This is a genomic window from Streptomyces sp. NPDC001663, assembly GCF_042893105.1.
GTDB lineage: Bacteria > Actinomycetota > Actinomycetes > Streptomycetales > Streptomycetaceae > Streptomyces.
The window spans coordinates 774601-798720 of sequence record NZ_JBIAUR010000001.1; the positions used below are offsets into that span (position 1 = coordinate 774601).

At 70.4% G+C, this 24120-nt stretch carries 18 protein-coding genes; 6 read left to right on the forward strand and 12 right to left on the reverse strand.

Going from position 1 to position 24120, the window contains the following annotated elements:
• Positions 1 to 54 precede the first annotated feature (54 nt).
• Positions 55 to 1032 carry an LLM class flavin-dependent oxidoreductase gene (locus ACFY1L_RS03655; protein WP_388817550.1) on the forward strand — a complete coding sequence of 326 codons (978 nt, stop codon included), beginning with the start codon at positions 55 to 57 and terminating at the stop codon, positions 1030 to 1032.
• An 18-nt stretch (positions 1033 to 1050) separates the two neighbouring features.
• Here the strand turns inward: ACFY1L_RS03655 and ACFY1L_RS03660 are convergent, their stop codons facing one another.
• Genes ACFY1L_RS03660 through sucC form a run of 3 tightly spaced genes read right to left on the reverse strand, consistent with a single transcriptional unit; the run spans position 1051 to position 4711 of the window.
• Entirely contained in the window at positions 1051 to 2616 is a 1566-nt protein-coding gene (locus ACFY1L_RS03660; protein WP_388817553.1) for an aldehyde dehydrogenase family protein, read from the reverse strand.
• 53 nt (positions 2617 to 2669) lie between these two features.
• Entirely contained in the window at positions 2670 to 3569 is a 900-nt protein-coding gene (gene sucD / locus ACFY1L_RS03665; RefSeq protein WP_388817556.1) for a succinate--CoA ligase subunit alpha, read from the reverse strand.
• An 11-nt stretch (positions 3570 to 3580) separates the two neighbouring features.
• A complete protein-coding gene (sucC, locus tag ACFY1L_RS03670) occupies positions 3581 to 4711 on the reverse strand; it encodes an ADP-forming succinate--CoA ligase subunit beta (protein WP_388817559.1) in 1131 nt (376 codons plus the stop codon).
• A 177-nt stretch (positions 4712 to 4888) separates the two neighbouring features.
• Between sucC and ACFY1L_RS03675 the strand changes: the two genes are divergently transcribed.
• The 5 genes from ACFY1L_RS03675 (at position 4889) to ACFY1L_RS03695 (ending at position 12891) form a co-directional block, all read left to right on the forward strand.
• Positions 4889 to 6571, forward strand: coding sequence for a thiamine pyrophosphate-binding protein (locus ACFY1L_RS03675; RefSeq protein WP_388817562.1), 1683 nt, complete (start codon positions 4889 to 4891; stop codon positions 6569 to 6571).
• Between the two features lie 9 nt (positions 6572 to 6580).
• Positions 6581 to 7840: a formyl-CoA transferase gene (gene frc, locus ACFY1L_RS03680; RefSeq protein WP_388817565.1), complete on the forward strand. Its 1260-nt coding sequence runs from the start codon at positions 6581 to 6583 to the stop codon at positions 7838 to 7840.
• A 4-nt stretch (positions 7841 to 7844) separates the two neighbouring features.
• Entirely contained in the window at positions 7845 to 9989 is a 2145-nt protein-coding gene (locus tag ACFY1L_RS03685) for an acetate--CoA ligase family protein (protein WP_388818922.1), read from the forward strand.
• A gap of 119 nt (positions 9990 to 10108) precedes the next feature.
• On the forward strand, positions 10109 to 11497 hold the full coding sequence (locus tag ACFY1L_RS03690; protein ID WP_388817568.1) for an OFA family MFS transporter: 1389 nt from the start codon (positions 10109 to 10111) through the stop codon (positions 11495 to 11497).
• Positions 11498 to 11499: 2 nt separating this feature from the next.
• On the forward strand, positions 11500 to 12891 hold the full coding sequence (locus ACFY1L_RS03695) for an OFA family MFS transporter (protein WP_388817571.1): 1392 nt from the start codon (positions 11500 to 11502) through the stop codon (positions 12889 to 12891).
• 73 nt (positions 12892 to 12964) lie between these two features.
• On the opposite strand, the gene ACFY1L_RS03700 is transcribed toward ACFY1L_RS03695, so the two are convergent.
• From ACFY1L_RS03700 to ACFY1L_RS03740, 9 genes are all read right to left on the reverse strand, one after another.
• The gene (locus tag ACFY1L_RS03700; protein ID WP_388817573.1) at positions 12965 to 14005 is read right to left on the reverse strand and encodes a sugar phosphate isomerase/epimerase family protein; all 1041 of its coding nucleotides are present in this window, start codon (positions 14003 to 14005) and stop codon (positions 12965 to 12967) included.
• 101 nt (positions 14006 to 14106) lie between these two features.
• Positions 14107 to 15507, reverse strand: coding sequence for an alkaline phosphatase family protein (locus ACFY1L_RS03705; protein WP_388817576.1), 1401 nt, complete (start codon positions 15505 to 15507; stop codon positions 14107 to 14109).
• A complete protein-coding gene (eboE, locus tag ACFY1L_RS03710; RefSeq protein ID WP_388817579.1) occupies positions 15504 to 16673 on the reverse strand; it encodes a metabolite traffic protein EboE in 1170 nt (389 codons plus the stop codon). Before eboE ends, ACFY1L_RS03705 begins: the two co-directional genes overlap by 4 nt.
• A gap of 3 nt (positions 16674 to 16676) precedes the next feature.
• On the reverse strand, positions 16677 to 17525 hold the full coding sequence (locus ACFY1L_RS03715) for a TatD family hydrolase (RefSeq protein ID WP_388817582.1): 849 nt from the start codon (positions 17523 to 17525) through the stop codon (positions 16677 to 16679).
• Positions 17525 to 18319, reverse strand: coding sequence for an EboA domain-containing protein (locus ACFY1L_RS03720; protein WP_388817585.1), 795 nt, complete (start codon positions 18317 to 18319; stop codon positions 17525 to 17527). Before ACFY1L_RS03720 ends, ACFY1L_RS03715 begins: the two co-directional genes overlap by 1 nt.
• 623 nt (positions 18320 to 18942) lie before the next feature.
• Positions 18943 to 19926 (reverse strand): sugar phosphate isomerase/epimerase family protein, encoded by a 984-nt coding sequence (locus ACFY1L_RS03725; protein ID WP_388818925.1) that lies wholly within the window; start codon positions 19924 to 19926, stop codon positions 18943 to 18945.
• A 287-nt stretch (positions 19927 to 20213) separates the two neighbouring features.
• Positions 20214 to 21284, reverse strand: coding sequence for an SCO3242 family prenyltransferase (locus ACFY1L_RS03730; protein WP_388817588.1), 1071 nt, complete (start codon positions 21282 to 21284; stop codon positions 20214 to 20216).
• Positions 21281 to 22687, reverse strand: a complete 1407-nt coding sequence (locus tag ACFY1L_RS03735; protein ID WP_388817591.1) for an inositol-3-phosphate synthase — start codon at positions 22685 to 22687, stop codon at positions 21281 to 21283. The genes ACFY1L_RS03730 and ACFY1L_RS03735 overlap by 4 nt, the downstream gene beginning before the upstream one ends.
• A gap of 93 nt (positions 22688 to 22780) precedes the next feature.
• A complete protein-coding gene (locus ACFY1L_RS03740; protein WP_388817594.1) occupies positions 22781 to 24118 on the reverse strand; it encodes a ThuA domain-containing protein in 1338 nt (445 codons plus the stop codon).
• Positions 24119 to 24120 lie beyond the last annotated feature (2 nt).

The window sequence follows — 24120 nt, forward strand, 5'->3', positions numbered from 1 at the left end:
ACTGTAATGGCGACTGATCGTCAGCAGGACTGATGATTTAGTAGGCTGACGAACATGACGACTGTGCGCTTCGGCATCAAGACCACCCCGATGCACGTGCCGTACGAGGACATCCGCCGGGTCTGGCTGGAGGCCGACGCCGTGCCGGAGATCGAGGACGCCTGGCTGTGGGACCACCTGTTGCCGGTCGCGGGCCCCAAGGACGGGCAGATACACGAGGGCTGGACCCTGCTCAGCGCGCTCGCCGCGCAGACCGAGCGGCTGCGGCTCGGGCTGCTCGTGACCAGCAACCGGATCCGTCCGCCCGCCCTGCTGGGCAAGATGGCGACCACGGTGGACCTGGTCTCGGGCGGGCGGCTGGTGATGGGGCTCGGGGTCGGGGGGACGCATCAGCCGCCGGGCGCGGGCGGGATCGCCGGGGCGAATCCGGCGATCGCCGAGTACGAGGCGTACGGGCTGACGCTGGTCCCGCCGGCCGAGGGAGTGGCCCGGCTGGCGGAGACCGTCGAGATCCTGAAGCGGATGTGGACGGAGGAGGTCTTCGACTTCGAGGGCCACTACTACCGGCTCAAGGGCACCCGGAACGAGCCCAAGCCCGTGCAGCGCCCCGGGCCCCCGCTGCTGATCGGCGGCTGGGGGGCGCGGCTGCTGCGCCTGGTCGCCGAGCACGCCGACATCTGGAACGTCCCCGGTCCCCCGCACAACAGCGTGGAGTTCGTCGCCGAGCGCGCACGGGTGCTGGATGCGCACTGCGCCGAACTGGGGCGCGACCCGGGTGAGATCACGCGGTCCGTGCAGGTACTGGTGTCGTACGACGACCCGGCGGCGACGCGGGCGACGGTGGCCGCGCTGGTCGACGCCGGGGTGAACCATGTCGTACTGAGCCTGCCGCGTCCCTATCCGCAAGGGGTGGTGCGGTGGTTGGCGGACGAGGTGATCGCCGGGTGGCGCCCATGGGACACGGACACAGAGGGACGCCACCCGGCCGTCCGTCACGGCATGAGACCTACGAATGACCGCCTCACGCCATGACAGCGACGACGGTCCGTGTCACGGCATGAGGTGGTAGTCCGGGAAGTTCCCGGGCAACCGCTCCGCCGCCGGACCTTGTGTCACGGCGCGCACAAGCAGCTCGCCGCCGACGAACGCGCCGCGCCAGGACGCCCCGAAGCCGCCGAACAGTTCGTCGCGGTCTCCGCGGGAGCGCGGTTTGCCGTGGCCGACCTTGAACGCGCGGATCTGCGGGGCCAGTCGGTCGAAGGTGGCCCTGTCGTCCGTGGACAGCGTGGCCACCAGCGCACCGTTGGAGGCGTTCATCGCGGCCAGCAGCTCCGCCTCCGTGTCGACCAGGACGATGGTGTCGACCGGGCCGAAGGGCTCCGCGTGGTGCAGCGGGGAGGATGGGGGCGGGTTGAGGAGTGTGACCGGTTGGACGTACGCCGACGTGTCCTGGCCGGGCAGGAAACGGGCGTCGGTCTCACTGCTGCGGTGCAGCGGGACGGCGCCGCGGTCGATGGCCTCGGCGACCTGGTCGCGCAGTTCCTTGGCCTTGGCGGCGTTGATGACCGGCCCGAAGTCCAGCTGCGGGAAGGGGTCGTCGGGGTGCTCGACGGCGAGCGGGTGGCCCACCCTGAGCGTGCGCACCGCCGGGAGGTACGCCGCCAGGAACTCGTCGAACAGCTGCCGTTGGACGACGAAGCGCGGGTATGCCGTGCAGCGCTGCTTGCCGTAGTCGAAGAGCTTGGGGATCACCGCCGTGAGCGCGTCCCAGTCCGAGTGGTTCCAGATGCCCCAGGTGTTGAGTCCTTCCTGTTCGAGTACATGTCGCTTGCCGAGGTCGGCGACGGCCGTGGCCACCGCGGCGCCGGTGTCGCGGCCGCCCACGAAGGAGACGCAGCCGATCTCGGGCGCCCGCACCAGCGCCTCCGACAGCTCGCCTCCGCTGCCGCTGACGAGGGTGGCGGGAATCCCCTCGCGGGCGGCGAGCGCACAGGCCAGGGTCAGACACGCGAGGCCGCCGTCGGTCGGGGTCTTGGCGATCACCGCGTTGCCTGCCAGTGCCTGTACCAGCATTGCGTGAACGAGCACGCTCATCGGATAGTTCCAGCTCGCGATGTTGGACACCGGGCCGTCCAGCGGGACCCGGCCGGCGAGCATCGGGTCGATGCCGTCGACGTACCAGCGCACGCCGTCGATGGCCCGGTCGACGTCGGCCTGCGCGAGCCGCCAGGGCTTGCCGATCTCCCACACGAGCAACAGGGCGAGCAGTTCGCGGTGTTCGGTGAGGGCGTCGAGGGTGGCCGCGACGCGTGCGCGGCGCTCCTCGAGCGGGACGTACCGCCAGGCGCGGTGCTGGTCGAGCGAGGCGCGGACGGCCTGGTGGGCGGTGTCCCGGTCCAGGCGGGGCGGGCCGGCGATGGGACTGCCGTCGACGGGGCTGGTGGCGGGCAACGCCCGGCCGTCGGCCTGCCAGGCGGAGTTCCAGAGGTTGAGGACGCGGTCGCCCCGGAAGGCCTCAGGGGCGACGGCGAGGCAGCGCTGCCAGGCGTCTGCCCAGGACGTACCTGATTTGAGGGTGAGGGTAGGGGTGTTCTCCGAGGTGAGGGTGGTTGCCATTGAGTTGCTCCGCTCTCGGTGCACAGTCGGGGGCGGGGATTGCATGGCTCACGTCAACTATGAGTGACGGCGGGCGCGGCTTCGAGACGGGCGAGCACAAGTTTCGCCGTCTCGGTCGGTGTGCTTCCCACACTCACCCCGACCGCCTCCAGCGCCTCCTTCTTCGCCTGCGCGGTGCCCGAGGAACCGGACACGATCGCGCCCGCGTGCCCCATCGTCTTGCCCTCGGGCGCGGTGAAACCGGCGATGTAACCGACGACGGGCTTGGTGACGTGCTCGCGGATGTACGCGGCCGCACGCTCCTCCGCGTCTCCGCCGATCTCCCCGATGAGGACGATCAGTTCGGTGTCGGGGTCGTCCTGGAAGGCGGCGAGGCAGTCGATGTGCGTGGTGCCGACGACTGGGTCGCCGCCGATGCCGACGCAGGTCGAGAAGCCGATGTCCCGGAGCTCGTACATGAGTTGGTAGGTGAGCGTGCCCGACTTGGAGACCAGGCCGATGCGGCCGGGCTTGGTGATGTCGGACGGGATGATGCCCGCATTGGACTGGCCGGGGGTGATCAGGCCCGGGCAGTTGGGGCCGATGATGCGGGTGCCCTTCTCCTTCGCGTACGCATGGAAGGCGACGGAGTCGTGGACCGGGATGCCCTCGGTGATGACGACCGCGAGGCCGATGCCGGCGTCGGCCGCCTCGATGACTGCGGCCTTCGCGAAAGCAGGCGGGACGAATACGACGGTGGCGTCGGCACCGGTCGCGCGGATGCCCTCGGCGACCGAGCCGAAGACGGGCACGGCGCGGTCGTCGAAGTCGACGGTGTGGCCCGCCTTGCGCGGGTTGACGCCGCCGACGACGTTCGTGCCGGCCGCGAGCATGCGCCGGGTGTGCTTCATGCCCTCGCCGCCGGTCATGCCCTGGACGAGGACCTTGCTCTCCTTGGTGAGGTAGATGGCCATGTCGGGCTCCTTCAGCCGGCGGTGGCGAGTTGGGCGGCACAGCGGGCGGCGCCGTCCATGGTGGTGGCCTGCTGGACCAGGGGGTGTGCGCGGCCGTCGAGGATGGCGCGGCCGCGGGCGGCGTTGTTGCCATCGAGGCGGACGACCAGCGGCTTGGTCAACTGCACGCTGTCCAGCGCCTGCACGATGCCGTCGGCGACCGCGTCGCACGCCGTGATGCCGCCGAAGACATTGACGAAGACCGACTTCACTGCGGGGTCGGAGAGGATGACGGACAGCCCGTCGGCCATGATCTGGGCGGAGGCTCCGCCCCCGATGTCGAGGAAGTTGGCGGGGCGTGCGCCGCAGCCGGCGACCACGTCGAGGGTCGACATGACGAGCCCCGCGCCGTTGCCGATGATGCCGACCTGGCCGTCCAGCTTCACGTAGTTGAGGCCCTTGGCCGCGGCCGCCGCCTCCAGCGCGTCGTCGTGCTCGACCTCCTCCGCTCCCCAACGAGCCTGGCGGAAGCGGGCGTTGTCGTCGCGAGTGACCTTGCCGTCGAGGGCGAGGATCTGGCCCTGCTTGGTCCGCACGAGCGGGTTCACCTCGACGAGCAGCGCGTCCTCGCGGACGAGCACCTCCCACAGTCGTACGAGAACGTCGACGGTCTGCGGCGGAAGCCCGGCCGCCTCGGCGATCTCGCCCGCCTTCGCCGAGGTGACGCCCTCGGCCGGGTCGATGTGGATGCGGGCCACGGCCTCGGGGCGGGTGGCTGCGACCTCCTCGATCTCCATGCCGCCCTCGGCGGAGGCGATCGCGAGGAAGGTGCCCGCCGCGCGGTCCAGTACATAGGAGACGTAGAACTCGGTCTCGATGTCCACGGGTTGGGCCAGCATCACCCTGCCGACCGTGTGGCCCTTGATGTCCATGCCGAGGATCTGGCGTGCGGTGAGCTCCGCGGCGGCCGGGTCCGCGGCGAGTTTCACGCCGCCCGCCTTGCCTCGCCCGCCGGTCTTCACCTGCGCCTTGACCACGACGCGGCCGCCGAGCCTGCGCGCGATCTCGCGGGCCTCCTTGGGCGAGTCGGTGACCTCGGCCCTCGGCACCAAGATGCCGTGTTCCTCGAAGAGTTCCCTTGCCTGATGTTCGTACAGGTCCATCTCGGCTCCTGTCTGCGAAGTCATCGCGAGGCCGAACTCCGATGACTGAAAAGTGCCGCACGCCCCCTGGACACCACCCATCGGATGCGGGATAACAAGCTTCATACAGTATTCGTCGACTGTATGCAATGTACTGCGAGAGCGTTCCAACCCCCTACGAAGGGACAGGACTTCGCCATGCCCGACGACACCCAGGACGTGATTTCCGGCGGTCACCTCGTCGCCAAGGCTCTGAAGGCCGAAGGGGTCGACCGCATCTACACGTTGTGCGGCGGCCACATCATCGACATCTACGACGGCTGCGTCGACGAGGGCATCGAGGTCGTCGACGTACGCCACGAACAGGTCGCCGCCCACGCCGCCGACGGTTACGCGCGCCTCACCGGCAAGCCCGGTTGCGCGGTCGTCACCGCAGGTCCGGGGACGACCGACGCCGTCACCGGTGTCGCCAACGCCTTCCGCGCGGAGTCCCCGATGCTGCTCATCGGCGGCCAGGGGGCCCTCACCCAGCACAAGATGGGGTCCCTGCAGGACCTGCCGCACGTCGACATGATGACGCCGATCACCAAGTTCGCGGCGGCCGTGCCGGACACGGCCCGCGCGGCGGACATGGTGTCCATGGCCTTCCGCGAGTGCTACCACGGCGCGCCCGGGCCCTCCTTCCTGGAGATCCCACGCGACGTCCTCGACGCCAAGGTCCCGGTCAGCAAGGCACGCGTGCCGAAACAGGGCGCCTATCGCGCCTCGACCCGCTCGGCCGGCGACCCCGAGGCGATCGAGAAGCTCGCCGACCTGCTGGTGCACGCCGAGAAGCCGGCCATCCTGCTGGGCAGCCAGGTCTGGACGACACGCGGCACCGAGGCGGCCATCGAGCTCGTGCGCACCCTCAACATCCCCGCGTACATGAACGGCGCCGGCCGCGGGACCCTCCCGCCGGGCGACCCGCACCACTTCCAGCTGTCGCGCCGGTACGCCTTCTCCAACGCCGACGTCATCGTGATCGTCGGCACGCCCTTCGACTTCCGCATGGGCTACGGCAAGCGGCTGTCCCCGGACGCGACCGTCGTCCAGATCGACCTCGACTACCGCACGGTCGGCAAGAACCGCGACATCGACCTCGGGATCGTCGGCGACGCGGGGCTCGTGCTTAAGTCGGTCACCGAGGCCGCCTCCGGGCGCATCAACGGCGGGGCCGCCCAGCGCAAGGAGTGGCTCGACGAGCTGCGCGCCGCCGAGCAGACCGCCATCGAGAAGCGGCTGCCGAGCCTGAAGTCGGACGCCTCACCGATCCATCCGTACCGCCTGGTCAGCGAGATCAACGACTTCCTCACCGAGGACTCCATCTACATCGGCGACGGCGGCGACATCGTCACCTTCTCCGGGCAGGTCGTCCAGCCCAAGTCGCCCGGGCACTGGATGGACCCGGGCCCGCTCGGCACCCTCGGCGTGGGCGTCCCCTTCGTGCTCGCGGCCAAGCAGGCGCGGCCCGACAAGGAAGTGGTGGCCCTCTTCGGTGACGGCGCCTTCTCCCTCACCGGCTGGGACTTCGAGACCCTCGTCCGCTACGACCTCCCCTTCGTCGGCATCGTCGGCAACAACTCCTCCATGAACCAGATCCGCTACGGCCAGGCCCAGAAGTACGGCCTGGAGCGCGAGCGGGTCGGCAACACCCTCGGCGACGTCCACTACGACAAGTTCGCGCAGATGCTGGGCGGTTACGGCGAGGAGGTCCGCGACCCCGCCGACATCGGCCCCGCCCTGCGCCGCGCCCGTGAATCGGGCAAGCCGTCGCTGATCAACGTCTGGGTCGACCCGGACGCGTACGCCCCCGGAACCATGAACCAGACCATGTACAAGTGAGGTGACCTGGTGACCACCGAGACCATCTCGACCTCGCAGGCGGCCAAGGCGCTCGCAGGCATCCGCGTCCTCGACATGACCCACGTCCAGTCCGGGCCCTCCGCGACCCAGCTGCTGGCCTGGCTCGGCGCCGACGTCGTCAAGCTGGAGGCGCCGACCGGTGACATCACGCGCAAGCAGTTGCGCGATCTCCCGGACGTGGACTCCCTCTACTTCACGATGCTCAACTGCAACAAGCGGAGCATCACCCTCAACACCAAGACCGAGCGCGGCAAGGAGATCCTGACCGAGCTGATCCGGCGCTCGGACGTCATGGTCGAGAACTTCGGACCGGGCGCGGTCGACCGCATGGGCTTCACCTGGGACCGCATCCAGGAGATCAATCCGCGTATCGTCTATGCCTCCATCAAGGGGTTCGGCGAGGGCCCGTACACCAACTTCAAGGCGTACGAGGTCGTCGCGCAGGCCATGGGCGGGTCGATGTCGACCACCGGTTTCGAGGACGGGCCGCCGCTGGCGACGGGGGCCCAGATCGGGGACTCGGGCACGGGCGTCCACGCCGTGGCGGGGATACTCGCGGCGCTGTTCCAGCGCGAGCACACCGGGCGCGGTCAGCGGGTGAACGTGGCCATGCAGCACGCTGTGCTCAACCTCTGCCGGGTGAAGCTGCGCGATCAGCAGCGCCTGGCCCACGGCCCGCTCGCTGAATATCCGAACGAGGACTTCGGCACGGAAGTTCCCAGGTCCGGAAACGCGTCCGGCGGCGGCCAGCCCGGCTGGGCGGTCAAGTGCGCGCCGGGCGGCCCGAACGACTACGTGTACGTCATCGTGCAGCCCGTCGGCTGGAAGCCGCTCAGCGAGCTCATCGGCCGGCCGGAGCTGGCGAAGGACCCCGAGTGGGCGACGCCGGAGTCCCGGCTGCCCAAGCTCAACAAGATGTTCCAGCTGATCGAGGAGTGGTCCTCGACGCTGCTCAAGTGGGAGGTGCTGGAGCGGCTGAACGCCCACAACATCCCGTGCGGGCCGATCCTGTCCACCAAGGAGATCATCGAGGACGACTCGCTGGTCGCCAACGAGATGGTCGTCACCGTCCCGCACCCCGAGCGCGGCGAGTTCACCACCGTCGGCAGCCCGCTCAAGCTCTCCGACTCCCCCGTCGAGGTGACCAGTTCACCGCTGCTCGGCGAGCACAACGAAGAGGTCTACATCGGCGAGCTCGGCCTCGGCGACGAGGAGCTGCGCCTGCTCAAGTCGAACGGAGTGATCTGACGTGATGGCCGAAGACCGGGTGCTGAGGGTGCGGTCGCTTCTCGACGCCGTGCGGGCCGAGGGGCGGACCGCGCTCACCGCACCCGAGGGCAAGGTGATCGCCGACGCGTACGGGATCGCCGTACCGGGTGAGGAGTTGGCGACCGACGTCGACGAGGCCGTCTCGTTCGCGGCGCGCTTCGGCGGACCCGTGGTGATGAAGATCGTCTCCCCGGACATCCTGCACAAGACCGACGCCGGCGGCGTGATCGTCGGCGTCGAGGGCGCAGCGGACGTACGGGCGGCGTTCCACAAAATCATCGAGAACGCGCGCGCGTACAACGCATCTGCGCGCATCGAGGGCGTACAGGTCCAGGAGTTGCTGCCCCAGGGGCAGGAGGTCATCGTCGGCGCGGTGACGGATCCGACCTTCGGGAAGGTCGTCGCCTTCGGGCTCGGCGGAGTGCTCGTCGAGGTCCTCAAGGACGTCACGTTCCGGCTGGCGCCCGTGAGCGCCGACGAGGCGCTGTCCATGCTGGACTCGATCAGGTCGGCGGAGATCCTGCACGGCGTGCGCGGCGCCGCGGCCGTGGACCGGTGGGCGATCGCCGAGCAGATCCGGCGGGTGTCCCAACTGGTCGCCGACTTCCCGGAGATCGCGGAGGTCGACCTCAACCCGGTGATCGCGACCCCGGAGGGTGCGGTCGCGGCGGACATCCGGGTGATCCTCGCCGAGAAACAGCCGCCGCCTCGTCGCAAGTACACGCGCGAGGAGATCCTCGCCTCGATGCGCCGTCTGATGCAGCCCTCCTCGGTCGCCGTGATCGGCGCCTCCAACGAGCCGGGCAAGATCGGCAATTCGGTCATGCGCAACCTCATCGACGGCGGCTTCGCCGGAGAGATCCATCCGGTGAACCCCAAGGCCGATGACATTCTGGGCCGCAAGGCGTACAAGAGTGTCACGGACGTTCCCGGTGAGGTGGATGTGGCGGTCTTCGCGATCCCCGCCAAGTTCGTGGCCTCGGCGCTGGAGGAGGTGGGACGCAAGAACATCCCCAATGCCGTGCTGATCCCCTCCGGGTTCGCGGAGACCGGCGAGCACGAACTCCAGGCGGAGATCGTCGCGATCGCCGAGCGGCACGGCATCCGCCTCCTCGGACCTAACATCTACGGCTACTACTCGACGTGGCAGGACCTGTGCGCCACGTTCTGCACGCCGTACGACGTCAAGGGCGGTGTCGCGCTGACCTCGCAGTCCGGCGGCATCGGGATGGCCATCCTGGGCTTTGCGCGGACCACGAAGACGGGCGTGTCGGCGATCGTCGGCCTCGGCAACAAGTCGGACCTGGACGAGGACGACCTGCTGACCTGGTTCGGCGAGGACCCGCACACCGAGTGCATCGCCATGCACCTGGAGGACCTCAAGGACGGGCGCGCTTTCGTGGAAGCCGCGCGGGCGACCGTCCCGAAGAAGCCGGTCGTCGTACTCAAGGCGGGCCGTACGGCGGCGGGCGCGAAGGCCGCCGGCTCGCACACCGGGGCGCTCGCGGGCGACGACGCCGTGTACGACGACATCCTCAGGCAGGCCGGTGTGATCCGGGCGCCCGGGCTCAACGAAATGCTCGAGTACGCGCGCGCGTTGCCGGTGCTTCCCACTCCCCAGGGCGACAACGTCGTGATCATCACCGGGGCCGGCGGCAGTGGCGTACTGCTGTCCGACGCGGTGACCGACAACGGGCTGTCCCTGATGGAGATCCCGCCGGACCTGGACGAGGCCTTCCGGAAGTTCATCCCGCCCTTCGGGGCCGCGGGCAACCCCGTCGACATCACCGGGGGCGAGCCGCCGTCGACGTACGAGGCGACGATCCGGCTCGGTCTCGAGGACCCGCGCATCCACGCGCTCGTCCTCGGTTACTGGCACACCATCGTCACTCCCCCGATGGTCTTCGCGGAGCTCACCGCGCGCGTGGTGGCGGAATTCCGCGAACGCGGCATCGAGAAGCCCGTGGTGGCCTCGCTCGCGGGCGATGTCGAGGTCGAGGAGGCCTGCCAGTACCTCTACGAGCGAGGGGTCGTGGCGTACCCGTACACGACCGAGAAGCCCGTGGCGGTGCTCGGCGCGAAGTACCGGTGGGCGCGGGCGGCAGGGCTGTTGGGGGGCGGTTCATGACGTGAGTGGACGCGGGGTCGGCCGACAGTGCGGTCGGCCGGCCCCGGGACCCGTGCGCACACGAAAGGCATTGGACAGGGGGCGCTGGCCAGAGCTTTCGACGCAAGGGGCACTGAACGATGACAACCACCGACTATTCGGCGTCCGTCCCCTACAGGGAGGTGACGGACCGCAACGGCCGCGTGTACCGGATCGGCGAATCAGACGTCGACATCATGGGCCGCACACGCAAGTGGATGGTCATCCTGCCCTGGGTGGGCATGATGGGCATCAGCTCCGCCGAGTACGCGTTCACTTCGGCGGAGGACACGCTCCACGAGGCGCATCTGTGGAGCAGCGGACACATCTTCTGGCTGATGGGCGTCTGGATCTTCTTCCAGGCGGCCGTGGCCTTCCCCGCCGGACAGCTGCGGGAGAGCGGCAAACTGCCCGCCCGTACGGCGATGATGATCGGCGCCGTCGGCACGATGCTCGGCTATCTGTCGCTGGCGTACGCGCCGCACGTCACCGTCGCCTACATCGGCTTCGGAATGTTCAGCGGCATCGGCGCCGGTCTCGTCTACGCGACCTGCGTGAACATGGTCGGCAAGTGGTATCCGGAGCGCAAGGGCGGCAAGACGGGCTTCGTCAACGGCGGTTTCGCCTACGGGTCCGTGCCCTTCGTCTTCCTGTTCACCTCGTACATGGACCTGAGCAACTACCAGACCGTGCTTGCCTGCGTGGGCATCGGGCTGTGCCTGGTGGTGGCCTCGGCGGGCTGGTTCTTCAAGGACCCGCCGAAGAACTGGTGGCCCACGCACGTAGATCCGCTGAAGCTCACCGACGACCCGAAGATCCGCCGGGCTCTGGAGAAGAATCCGCCGGCGGTCAAGCAGTACACCCCAAAGGAGGCCGCCCGTACGCCCGTCCTGTGGATGATGTGGTTCTGTCTGCTGTGCACGGCCGGCATCAACATCTTCGGCATCGCCTTCCAGGTGCCGTTCGGCAAGGACATGGGGTTCGCGGGCGGGATCGTGGCCACCGCGATGTCCCTGAAGGCGATCGTCAACGGCACCGGGCGCGGTGTCATCGGCTGGATCTCCGACCGCTCCGGGCGCCGTAACACCCTGATCATCGTCTGCATCGTGCTCGGTACGGCCCAGTTCGGCGTGCTGATCTCCGGACAGATGGGCAGCATGCCGTTCTTCCTGTTCTGCTCCATGGTCTCCGGATTCGGCGGCGGGGCGATCTTCCCGCTGTTCGCGGCCATGACGGCGGACTACTTCGGCGAGAACAACAACGCCACCAACTACGGCATGGTCTACAGCTCGAAGCTGATCTCCGGGCTCGTCGGCTCCGGCCTGGGCGCGGTCGTCGTCGGCGCCTGGGACTACCACGGCGCGTTCGTGCTGGCGGGCTCCATCGGCCTGGCCTCCGCGGTGCTGGCGCTCTTCCTGAAGTCCCCGGGCAGGCCGAAGGCCCGGCGCATCGTCCCCAACCCGCAACCGCTCGGCGAGGAGATGGCATAAGCATGACAGCAGATCCGCTCTCGGCCGATCCGGCAGCCGCACACCGTCCCTACCGCGAAGTGACCGACTCCCGGGGCCGCGTCTACCGCATCGGCGAGACCGACCGCGACATCCTCGGCCACTCCCGCAAGCTCATGGTGTATCTCCCGTGGATCGCCATGATGGCCATCAGCGTCTTCGAGTACGCGTACGGCTCCGCGGAGGACACCCTGTCCCACGCGCACGGCTGGACGCAGTCCAACACCTTCTGGATCCTCAGTATCTGGGTGTTCTTCCAGGCCGGCATCGCCTTCCCGGCGGGCTGGATGCGCGAGAAGGGCATCCTGACGGCCCGCAAGGCCATGTACGTCGGCTCGGTCATGTGTCTGGTCGGGTTCTTCGCCCTGTCGCACCTGAGCAACGTCCTGCTGGCGATCCTGGGCTTCGGAGTCATCGGCGGCATCGGCGCCGGCCTGGTCTACGCGACCTGCATCAACATGGTCGGCAAGTGGTTCCCCGAGCGCCGCGGCGCCCGCACCGGCTTCGTCAACGGCGGCTTCGCGTACGGGTCGCTGCCGTTCATCTTCATCTTCAACTACGCCTTCGACACCGGGAACTACCACCGCGTACTGGACCTGATCGGCTGCTACATCATGATCGTGGTCTTCGGGTGCGCGTTCTTCTTCAAGGACCCGCCGAAGAACTGGTGGCCCGCGGACATCGACCCGCTGACGTTCTCCGGCAACCAGAAGAACGCGCAGAGCCTCGCCAAGAACCCTCCGGCGGTGAAGCAGTACACGCCCAAGGAGGCCATCAGGACCGGCATGCTGCCTCTGATGTGGATCTCCATCGTGATGACCGCGGGTGTGTCGATCTTCGGGATCTCCTTCCAGGTCGACTACGCCAAGGACGTCGGCTTCGGTCCCCTGGTGGCGGCGTCCTCGATGGGTGTCATGGCGGTCATCAACGGCATCGGGCGCGGTGTCGTGGGCTGGCTGTCCGACAAGTGGGGCCGCAAGTCGACCCTGGTGTTCGTCATCGTCGTCCTGGGGCTCGCGCAGTTCGGCGTGATCCTGGCCGGCGAGATGAAGAGCGAGTGGCTCTTCCTGTTCTTCGCCTTCCTCTCCGGATTCGGCGGCGGCGCCTTCTACCCGATGTTCGCGGCGCTGACCCCGGACTACTTCGGGGAGAACTACAACGCCACCAACTACGGCCTGGTGTACAGCGGCAAGCTGGTCAGCGGTCTGTTCGGCGGCGGCCTCGGCTCCATGGTGGTCGCGGCCTGGGGCTACAACGGGGCGTACGCCCTGGCCGGCGGCGTCTCCATGGTCGCGGCGGCGATCGCCCTGCTGCTGCGGCAGCCCGGGCGCAGCAGCTCGGATGCACTGACTCCACAGCCGCAGCCCGCGGGGTGACGGCACGCGCGCGTGAGGAAGGCCTCCCCGGGTGCGGGGAGGCCCTCCTCATGTGCGGGCCCCTATGGGGTCGTCAGCACTTCTCGCGCAGCGAGTGCAGGTACTCGCTGGAGCGGCGCGCGAACGTGAACGACTCGGTCGGCTGGTCGTGTTCGGTCTGCCAGTGGTGGGCGAGGCGCTCGCCGCGCAGCCGGGTCACCGCGGAGATGAAGCGCTGGTAGTCGATGTCGCCGTCGCCGACGTCGACCATGCGGTAGCCGAACTGGTTGGAGGGGTCGCTCACTCCGTCCTTGACATGGAAGAGCGGGTAGCGGTGGGGCTGCTTGAGGACGTAGTCGAGGGGTTCGAAGGGGGCGGCGCTGCCGTCGGGCCGCTTCGAGAAGCGGAACTGGCCGGCGTAGGCCCAGAAGATGTCCATCTCCAGGAACACCAGGTCGGGGTCGGTCTCGGCGAGCAGCACGTCGTAGAGGCGGACCTTGGGATTGTCGGTGGCGAAGGAGAACTCGTCGGAGTGGTTGTGCTGGTAGAACTTCATGCCGCGCGCCTTCGCCGCCGCGCCGTAGGTGTTGAACTCCTCGGCGGCGCGCTTCCAGGCGTCGACGGTGTTTCCGTAGCGGTTCGGCCCGGAGGCGGTGCCGATGTGCTTGAGGCCGAGGGCCTGGGCCTCGTCGAGGACCTTGGTGAGGTTCTGGGCGAAGGTGTACGCGTTCGGGTCGCTGGAGTAGTAGCCGACGTGGCTGCCGATCGGGGTCAGGCTGTGGTTCCTCGCCAGCCGCTTCAGCTGGGCGAGGGTGATGGGGCCCGCGGAGCCCTGGGTGTAGCCCGCGAACTCGACCTCGTCGTATCCGTACTTCTCCAACTCTGCGAAGACGGGGGCGAAGCCGAGCGTGGAGACCTTGTCGCGGAGGCTGTAGAGCTGGATGCCGAGGCGGCCGGGCGGCAGGACGGGGCGGCCCCGGCCTGCGGCTCCGGACGCGGTGTCCGTGGCGGCGGTGGCGGGGCTCGCCGCGGCGCCGAGCAGTGCGGCGGCTGTGGCGCCCGCGGCCACGCCGAGCATGCCTCGTCTGGTGAGGCGGTGGGTGAGTTCGGGATCCGTCTGGGAGATGCGGCTCATGCCTGGAACTCCTCGGTTTCGGAGGGCGTTGTCAGTGGTGAGTGCTTCACTTGGGACCAGTCGGATCACTGGGATCGGACGGGTCGCTGAGGGCCGGTCCGTCAGGCGAGACCGGCGAGTTGGAGCAGCAGTGACTTCACATCGGTGGCCGCGAGGCGGTCGCCGACAGCGCGGGGGGTGGAGCAGATGAGGAGCGGACCGTCGTCGTCGCTCACAGGGAGGCGGCCGTGGCTGCCTCGAATAGGTGACGGGTCGAGGGGCACGACCGCCATCCGGTAGCGCATGCCGAGCTTCTTGCGGGCAAGCGCCGTTGCCGCCTTGACCTTGACGTACGGGTCGAGCGGATCCATGAACAACTCGACAGGGTCGTAGCCGGGTTTGCGGTGGATCTCGACGAGCTGCGCGAAGTCGGGCGCGCGGGCGTCGTCGAGCCAGTAGTAGTACGTGAACCAGGCGTCCGGCTCCGCCACGGCGACGAGTTCGCCCGAGCGCGGGTGGTCGAGGTGGTGGGTCTTCTTGCCCTCGTCGTCGAGGAGTTGGTCGATGCCGGGCAGGTCGGCCAGGGCTGCCCGGGTGGCGTCGAGGTCCTCGGGGCGGCGCACGTAGACGTGGGCGATCTGGTGGTCGGCGACGGCGAAGGCACGGGACGCCATCGGGTCGAGGTACTCCATACCGTCCTGCGTGTGCACTTCGAGCAGTCCGGCGCGGCGCAGCGCCCGGTTGATGTCGACGGGCCGGTCGGCTCGCGTGATCCCGTACTCGGACAGCGCGACGACGGTACGGCCCTCGGCGCGGGCGTCGTCCAGGAGCGGAGCCATGGCGGCGTCCAGGTCGGCGGCCGCCTTCAGCGAGCGCGGGTCGTCGGGGCCGAAGCGCTGCAGGTCGTAGTCGAGGTGAGGGAGGTAGCAGAGCGTCAGGTCGGGGCGCCGGGTGCGCATGATGTGGCGGGTGGCATCGATGATCCACCGGCTGGAGACCAGGTCCGCGCCAGGGCCCCAGAAGTGGAACAACGGGAAAGTGCCGAGTTCTTCGGTGAGTTCGTCGTGCAGGGCCGGGGGCCGGGTGTAGCAGTCGGGTTCCTTGCGGCCGTCGGAGTAGTAGATCGGACGGGGGGTGACGGTGATGTCGGTGTCGGCGCCCATGGCGTACCACCAGCAGATATTGGCGACCGTGTAGCCGGGGTGGGCGCGGCGGGCGGCGTCCCAGAGTTTGTCTCCGGCGACCAGGCCGTTGTGCTGCCGCCACAGGAGTACGTCACCGAGCTCACGGAAGTACCAGCCGTTGCCGACGATGCCGTGCTCGGACGGGTGGGTGCCGGTGAGAAAGGTGGACTGGGCGGCGCAGGTGACGGCGGGCAGGACGGTGCCGAGCGCGGCGCGGGAGCCGGACTGGGCGAGCGACTTGAGGTGGGGCATGTGGTCGAGGAGACGAGGGGTGAGGCCGACGACGTCGAGGACGAGTAGCGGGGTGGGGTGGCCTGGGTCGGCCCGGTGGGCGCTCATGGGAGTTCCTTCAGGCCGAGGTCGGTCAACAGGTCGCGGGCGAGGGTGAGTTCGGCGGCTATGCCGTCGGCGAGCTGGGCGCGGCCTCGGGGTCGTAGGTCGGGCGGGAGTGCCTGCCAGGTGTAGGTCTCCACCTCGAGGTGGCGGGTGAGCGGGTGCGGGCCGCCGACGAGCCGGGTCAGGGCGGTCTGCAGGACGGAGAGCGTGGAGGTGAGGGGCGCGGCGGGGGCCGCGTGCAGCGGGACGTGGAAGTGGGCTCGCCAGGGGGCCGCGTCGGGCAGGGCGTCGGGCGCGAGGGCCTGGCCGAGGTCGTCGGTGCCACGCAGGCCGACGGCGGTGGCTGTGCGGGTCTGGTGCAGGAAGCGGGGTTCGTCGAAGGCGGCGAGGGCTTCGCGGACCTCGGGGAGATGGGGGTGTTCGGCGTGCAGGGCGGCTGAGAGCTGTGACTTGACGACGGGGACGCGGGCTTCGGTGAGCGCGTCCAGGGCGGTGTGCGGGTCTTCGAAGGAGGTGGCGAGGTGGCAGGTGTCGACGCAGATACCGATGCGGTCGTGCGCGATCGCGGTGAGCGGGGCGATCGCGTCGCCGGTGGTCTCGACGACGCAGCCGGGTTCGGGTTCCAGGCCGATGCGGATGGAGCGGCCGGTCAACTCGTCGAGGGCGTCGAGGCGTTCGGCGAGAGTGAGCAGGGCGGTGCGAGCCTTCTCGGCACGGTCTTCGTCGTAGGCGGTGCGCCAGGCGAGCGGCAGGGTCGAGATGGTGCCCTCGGTGACGTCGTCGGGGAGGAGTCCGGCGAGGACGCGGGCCAGGGCGGTGGTGTGGTCGAGGCGTTCGGGGTCGGCCCAGTCCGGCTTGTAGACGCGGTATTTGACCTCCTCGGCACCGAAGCCTTCGTACGGGAAGCCATTGAGGGTGACGACCTCGAGGCCGCGCCGGTCGAGCTCGGTGCGCAGGCCGCGCAGGGCGGACGGGTCGGTGACGAGGGCGTGCGCGGCGTCCTTGGCCAGCCACAGCCCGATGCCGAGGCGGTCGCGGCCGAGACGGCGGCGGACGGGTTCGCAGTGGTCGCGGAGCTGGGCGAGGACGCCGTCGAGGGTTTCGGCGGGGTGGACGTTGGTGCAGTAGGCGAGGTGGACGGTGGAGCCGTCAGGGTGGCGGAAGCGCATGGCTCACGCCCCGCCGCGGAGGATCGAGTTGCCCTCGTGGGTGGCGTCCGTGGCCGCGATGTCGAGGTCGAGCCGGCCGCTGAGTCCGTAGAAGGCGACGGGATTGCGCCACAGCACCCGGTCGACGTCGTCCTCCGAGAAACCCTCGGCCAGCATGAGGTCGCCGACCCTGCGGGTCTTGAGGGGGTCGCTCTTTCCCCAGTCGGCGGCGGAGTTCACGAGTACCTGCTCGGGCCCGTACGTGCTCAGGATCGCGACCATCCGCTCCTCGTCCATCTTGGTGTCGGGATAGACGGAGAAGCCGAGCCAACTGCCGCTGTCCTTGGCCTCCTTGACGGTGGTCTCGTTGAGGTGGTCGACCAGGACCCGGTCCGGAGCGAGCGCGGACTCGCGTACGACGTCGAGGGTGCGGCGCAGGCCGGCGAGCTTGTCGCGGTGTGGGGTGTGGACGAGCGCGGGCAGGCCGTGGTCGTCGGCGAGTTGGAGCTGGGCTGCGAGGGCCGTGTCCTCGGCGGGGGTCATCGAGTCGTAGCCGATCTCACCGACGGCGACGACCTGGTCCTTGACGAGATAGCGGGGCAGTTCGTCGAGGACGGGAGTGCAGCGCGGGTCGTTCGCCTCCTTGGGGTTGAGGGCGAGCGTGCAGTGGTGGGCAATGCCGTACTGGGCGGCGCGGAAGGGTTCCCAGCCCAGGAGGGAGTCGAAGTAGTCGAAGAAGGAGGCGGGAGAGGTGCGGGGCTGGCCGAGCCAGAAGGAGGGTTCGACGACGGCTCGGACGCCTGCGGCGTACATGGCGGCGTAGTCGTCGGTGGTGCGGGAGGTCATGTGGATGTGGGGGTCGAAGATGCGCATCAGGACTCCTTGCCGTCGGTGCCGCGCGGGCCGTGTGCGGCGGCCGGCGCGGGTGGGGTGGCCGTGGGGTCGGTCAGGGTCAGGACGCGGTGCAGGTCTTCGGGCACGGGACGGCCCGCGGCGGTGCGTTCGGCGGCGTAGTCGCCGAGCATGCGGGCGAGTTCCGCGTCGGCGTGGGCGCGGCGACCCAGGTCGGCGACGTCGTCGACGGGCACACCGGTGAACAGGCACTTCAGGACGGCGTGGCGCCAGGGATGGGCAGGGAGGTGCCGGGCGGCGTAGGGGCCGACTGCGGCGGCGAGGAGCCGGGTGTCGTTGGTGCGCAGGGCGTCCTCGACGAGCGGGAGGGCGTCGGGCCCGTCGACGAGGTGGGGCAGGGCGTGCAGTACGGCGCGGCGTTCGGCGGCGGTGCCCTGGGAGTAGACACGGGTGAGGGCGTCCGGGCCTGCGTGGGCGGCGTGCAGGATCAGGACACGCGCGGTGTCGGCGTGCTCGGGCCCGCACCGTCGCCCGGCCTCGGCGAGGCGCAGCTCCCACACGGAGATGGGCCCATGGATGCCGGGCTGGGCGGCCGCCTCGTCAAGGGCCTGGTCGAACCATGCGCGGGCGGGGCCGCCGAGGCGGGCGGAGAGTTGGCGGTGCAGGTCCTCGGGTGGGGTGAGGGCGAGGCCGGTGTCTCGGATGTCCGCCGCGGAGGTGGGGGCGGGGTCGATGTCCCTGGTGCCTGCCGCGAGGTCGGAGCCGGTGTCTCGGGTGGCAGCCACGGGGGTGGGGGCCGAGCTGTTATCTCCCATGCCTGCCGCAGAGGTAGGGGCAGGGCCCGTGTCCCTGGCGCTTGCCGCCGGGTCGGGGGCGGAGCCCGCGCCCTGGACCGCCGCCGCGGGTGCGGCGCCCGAGCCGGTGCCCTGGATGTCTGCCGCGGAAGTGCCAGCAGAGCCGGAGTCTCCGGTGCCCACCGCAGGGGTGGAGACGGAACCGGAGTCTCCGATGCCTGTCGTAGGGACGGGAGCGGTGCCGGTGGCCCTGGTGCCTGCCGCGGGGTCGGGGTCGGAGCCGGTGTCTCGGGTGGCAGCCACAGGGGTGGGGGCCGAGCCGGTATCTCCCATGCCTGCCGCAGAGGTAGGAGCGGGGCCCGTGTCCCTGACGCTTGCTGCAGGCTCGGGGGCGGAGCCCCCGCCCTGGACCGCCGCCGCGGGTGCGGCGCCCGAGCCGGTGCCCTGGATGTCTGCCGCAGAAGTGCGAGCAGAGCCGGAGTCTCCGGTGCCCACCGCAAGGGTGGAGGCGGGACCGGTGTCTCCGGTGCCCACCGCAGGCGTGGAGGCGGGACCGGTGTTTCCGGTGCCTGTCGTAGGGACGGGAGCGGTGCCGGTGGTCCTGGTGTCTGCCGTGGGGGTGTCCCAGGTGGTGTGGCGCTGTGTCATGAGGTGGTGCTCCCTTCGGGGGTGGCGGAGGGATCGCCGTGAGGTTGGGCTGGTTGGGGCATTGGGGCGGTCGTGGCGGCCGCGTGGTGGAGGAACGGGAGGGAGTGTTCGGCGAATTGGGGGCCCGCGTGGGAGTGGCGGGGGAGTTCGACGACGGTCAGGCCCTGGTAGCCGGATGCGGCGAGGGCGGAGAGGACGGGCGGGAAGTCGATCTCGCCGTCTCCGAGAGGGAGGTGTTCATGGATGCCGCGGCGCATGTCCTCGATCTGAACGTGCCGCAGCCAGGGGGCGGCGGCGCGTACGCAGTCGGCGGGAGAGAGGGGTTCGAGGCACTGGCAGTGGCCTATGTCGAGGGTCAGGCCGAGCTGCTCCGGGTCGTCGAGGGCGCGGCGGAGTCTGTGGAAGTCGGCGAGGGTGGCGAGGAGGTGGCCCGGTTCGGGCTCGACGGCGAGGGGGACGCCGGCGGTCGCGGCGGCGTCCAGGACGGGGGCAAGTGCCTCGGCCAGGCGCTTCCACGCCGTGTCCGTGTCCGTCCCTGCCGGGGTGATCCCACTGAAGCAGTGCACGGCGTGGGCGCCGAGGTCCGCGGCGACCTGGACCGCGCGGATCAGCAGGCCGACGCGGCGGGCGCGGTCGTCCGCGTCGGGGTCCAGCAGAGAGGGGCCGTGCTTGCGGCGCGGGTCGAGTACATAGCGGGCGCCTGTCTCCACGGTGACGTCCAGGCCGAGCGCGTCCAGTCGCCCGGCGAGGCGGTGGGTGCGGGCGGCGAGGTCCGGCGCCAGGGGGTCGAGGTGCATGTGGTCGAGGGTCAGTCCGACGCCGTCGTAGCCGAGGTCGGCGAGGAGGGCGAGGGCGTCGTCGAGACGGAGGTCGGCGAGACCGTTGGTGCCGTAGCCGAAGCGGAGCGGGGTGTTGGTGGCGGAAGTTCGGGTGGGGCCGGTGTCGGGACGGGGGCGACCGCTCTCCTCGGGTGCCCCCAGGCGGGGGGAGGGCGCCAGGGAGTTCTGCGAAGGGAGCAGCTGACGGCGATCGCTTGCCTTGGCCTCCTCCCCTGCCTCGGCGTCTCCCTGGAGTGCAGAGGACGCCCCTCCGCTCCGCGACGGCGGTACCGGACGACGACCGATCGCCCCGGCTTCCAACTGCCAGGCGTACGGCGCCGGTTCGCTCTGCGAAGGAGGTGCCGGGCGCTGGTCGCCCGGCCCCAAGCACTCGTGGCGGTCGCCGCGGACGGTCGCCATCGCATTGGCCGGGCGCGGGGTCTGGCGGCTCATGTGACGCTCACCTTCCTCGCGAACCTCCTGCCGAGTGGGGCGAGAGCCGCGATCAGCAGGGCGGTGGGCGCGGCTCCGGAGCGGGCGGTGAGCGCTGCCTGGAGGGGGATCGTGGCGCGGATGCCGCCGGTGACGGCGCGTTGGGTGAGTGGGGGTGAGGGGTTGAGGGTGGCGTGCAGATACGGGCGGGCGGCGGTGGCGGTGTAGGCGGCGCCGAGGGCCAGGCGGAGGGCAGCGGCGACTGGCGTCGTGGAGGCGCGCCTCGGCCGACGGTGGTGAGCCCTGCCGGAGGCCATGAGGGCCGCCCGGGTGCCCGGCAGGCCTTGGGCGGCCGCTTCCCGTCGGCCTCCCGGGGGTCGGGGTGACCCGCCGGTGACCAGCCGGGTCAGCAGCGCGGTGGTGGCCAGCGCCGCCAAGGGGGGTACGGGTGAACCGCCTGTTGTCTCCTGGCGGGACACTGCGGTCACGGCGAGTGTGTGCGTGCCGAGTAGCGCTGCGGAGGGGAGCGCTTCGCGGGTTCGGCCCGTCGTGGCCGCCGCGCCGAGGAGGAGGTCCAGGCCGCGGGCCGCGGCCATGGCCACCGGTCCGGCCGGGGTGTGCTTCAGGGCGAGGTCGTATGCCCAGACGGTGGTCGCGAGGGGGACGGCGATCGCGAGGGCGGGGCGGCCGGCGCGGGCCGCGAGGGCGAGTCCGGCGCCGGTGAGGGCGCAGGCCGTCGACAGAGCGGCGGCCTGGTGGATGCGACCGGAAGGGAGGGGGCGGTGGGGGCGTTCTGCGGCGTCCTCCGCGCGGTCCGCCCAGTCGTTGAGGGCCATGCCGGCCTCGTAGAGGCAGAGGGAGGAGCCGATGGCGAGCAGGGTGCGTGGGTTCGGGGCGGCGGCGGTCGCGGCTGCGCCGGCGAGGGCGTCACCGGGGACCGTGAACAGGGCCGGGAGGCGGAGCAGTTCGGCCCAGGCGAGCCAGTGGTTCGAGCGGGCGGCGCTGCACCGCTCCGGGGCCGGAGCCCGGTTCGCCACGGTCGCGCCACGCACCTCGCCGAGGCGCGCCGTCACGCCGCCCCGGCTCACCACAACTCCCCCAGTCGACCGGTACGCCCGGCACCGCCGGAAACGTCACCCCGATCCGGCCGGTCGGAACGACTCGCACCACCGGAACCCTCGCTCCGCTCAAGCCGACCGGAACCACCCGGACGGCCGGAATCCCCAGGCCACCCCAGCCCACCGGGACCGCCCGGATCCTCCCCCAGCCCCGGCCGACCGGAACCACCCGCACCGCCAGAATCCTCACTCCACCCCGGCCGACCGGAGCCGCTCACCCCGCCGGAACCGTCACCCCGCGCTCCCCCCAACCGCTCCGCGAACCCGACCAAGGCCGCATACTGCTCCGCCAAGGCAGCAGGGCCCTCCCCCACCGGATCCTTGAAGTAGAAGCCGAGTTCGCCCAGCGGGCCGGACAGGCCCGCCTCGTGGGACCGGGCCGCCAAGCGCGCCAGGTCCAGGACGAGGGGGGCCGCCAAGGCCGAGTCGCAGCCCTGCCATGTGGTCTGGAGGATCATGCGGGTGCCGAGGAAACCGTCGAAGGCGATGTGGTCCCAGGCGGTCTTCCAGTCTCCGAGGGCGGGGACGTCGTCGATGTGGACCTCGCCCTCGGGGGTGGTGGCGAGGGTGTCCGCCAGGACCCGTTCCTTGCCGGCGTTCTTGGCGGCCGCGGCGGCCGGGTCGGCGAGGGCGGCACCGTCGCCTCCGCCGAGGAGGTTGGTGCCTGACCAGGCGCGGACCGCCAGCGCGCGCTGTGTGAACATCGGGCCCAGGACGGAGCGCAGCAGTGTCTGGCCCGTCTTGCCGTCGCGGCCCGCGTACGGCAGGCCGCTCGATTGGGCGACGTCCTCCAGCGCCGGGTGGTGCAGACCCGTCGACGGGGTGAAGTTGACGTACGGGCAGCCCGCGCGCAGGGCCGCCGCCGCGTACAGGGAGCTGGGCGGCAGGGCTCGTCCCGTGGCCGGGGGCTCGGTGGAGGCAACGTTCACCACCACCGCCCGGGTCAGACCGCACCGCCGTATGAAGTCGGTCATGTCCGCGGCGAAGGTGGCGATCAGTTCTTCCTCGGTCCGGGTGTCTCCCGGTACCGGGCCGCCCGGTCTGATCTCACGGTCGGCGGCGGTGAGTTCGGCCGAGACCGCCGCGGGGAGGCCGGGTGGCAGGACGCCGCCTGCTGCCAGGGCCTCGGCGCGCTTGGGCAGGGGACAGTCCAGCGTGTCGTGGCCGCCGAAGACGAGCGAGGTCAGGGGCGGCAGTCCGGTGTCCGCGAACGCGGCGGTCCCGGTGACCAGGCCGGTCGGCGGATGCAGGCCGGCGGTCATGGCGGCGCAGCCCGCGACGGCCGTCGTCGCGACGGAGCCGCGTGCCCCGATCAGCCATACGCCGATGCGCTGTCGGGAGACGGGAACGGAAGCGGAGTCGGACGCGGACATGGGCAGCCTCCTTGTCGAGCGCGTCGTGGATGAGCCCCTGGCCGAGAGGGGGAGACGGCGGGCGGAGGTCCGGCGTCCTCCGCCCGCCGCCGCTCAATTGCCCTTACCGGGCAGTTCCTTGATCCGGATGTCGCGGAAGGACACCTGGTCGTCGGCTCCGTGGTTCTGGATGCCGATGTGTCCGTCGACGAGGCTCCGGGCCGGATCGGTGTTGGTGAAATCGTTGATCTTCACGCCGTTGAGCCAGACGCGGAGGTGTTCGCCCTCCACGCGGATCTCGTACGTGTTCCACTCCCCCGGCGGGTTCAGCGCACGGTCGCGCTTCTTCAGGTCGGCGGACCGGAAGCCGTAGACGGACCCTGTTGTCTTCTCGGGTACGTCCGTGGCGTCGATCTGGATCTCGTAGCCGTTGTTCACGGCCGACCACGGGTCGTCCGAGGGCGGGAAGCCCACGAACACACCGGAGTTGTCGTCCCCGTCCGCGCCGGCCATCTTCCAGTCCAGCTTGAGCGAGTACGAGGCGAGTTCCGACGCCTCGTACCAGAGCAGGCCCATGCCGCCCGACGACGTCAGTGTGCCGTCGTCGTCGAGGGTGAAGGAGCCCGGGCCTGCCTGCTTCCAGCCGTCCAGGGAGCCGCCGTCGAACAGGGCACGGTAGCCGTTCTCCGGTCGGCAGTCGGCCTGTGCGTCGCCGATGGCCCACCGGATCCCGCCCAACAGGTGCTGTCGGTAGGCGGGTTCGGCATACGACTCCTTGGTGTGGCCGAGGCCGGTGTAGAAGGCGCGGCCGCCCTGGTAGTTCTGGCACCAGGCGATGGGGTGGTCGCCGTTCATGGTGCCGCCGGTGTACGACGACTCGTCCAGCGAGGCGAGGACGTGGACCTGATCCCGGGGGTTCGAGCGGTAGTTGTACCACTCGTCGGTTCGGGTCCAGGTGCGTTCCAGGCCCGATGTCGCCGGGTGGGCACGGTCCTCGACGTTCACCGTCGCCGACTGGATCGCCGGGTGCGACTGGAAGTACGCGCCGGCGAGGCCGCCGTAGAACGCCCAGTCGTACTCGGTGTCGGCGGCGGCGTGGATGCCGACGTAGCCGCCGCCGTGCCGGATGTAGCCCTCGAACGCGGCCTGTTGGGCCTCGTCGAGGACGTCACCCGTCGTCGACAGGAACACGACCGCGTCGTAGCGCCGCAGGTTCTGCGCCGTGAACGCGCCCGCGTCCTCGGTCGCGTCGACCGTGAAGCCGCCGCCGGAGCCGAGCTGCTTCACCGCCTCCACGCCCGCCGGGATGGAGTCGTGCCGGAAGCCGGCCGTCTTGGAGAAGACCAGCACCCTTTTGCCTTCGTCGGGATGAGAGGCGGCCGGTCCGGAGACACACCCCAGGAGCAGGGCGGCGCCCGCAACACCCGTCATGATGCGACCAGTTGAGCGCATGG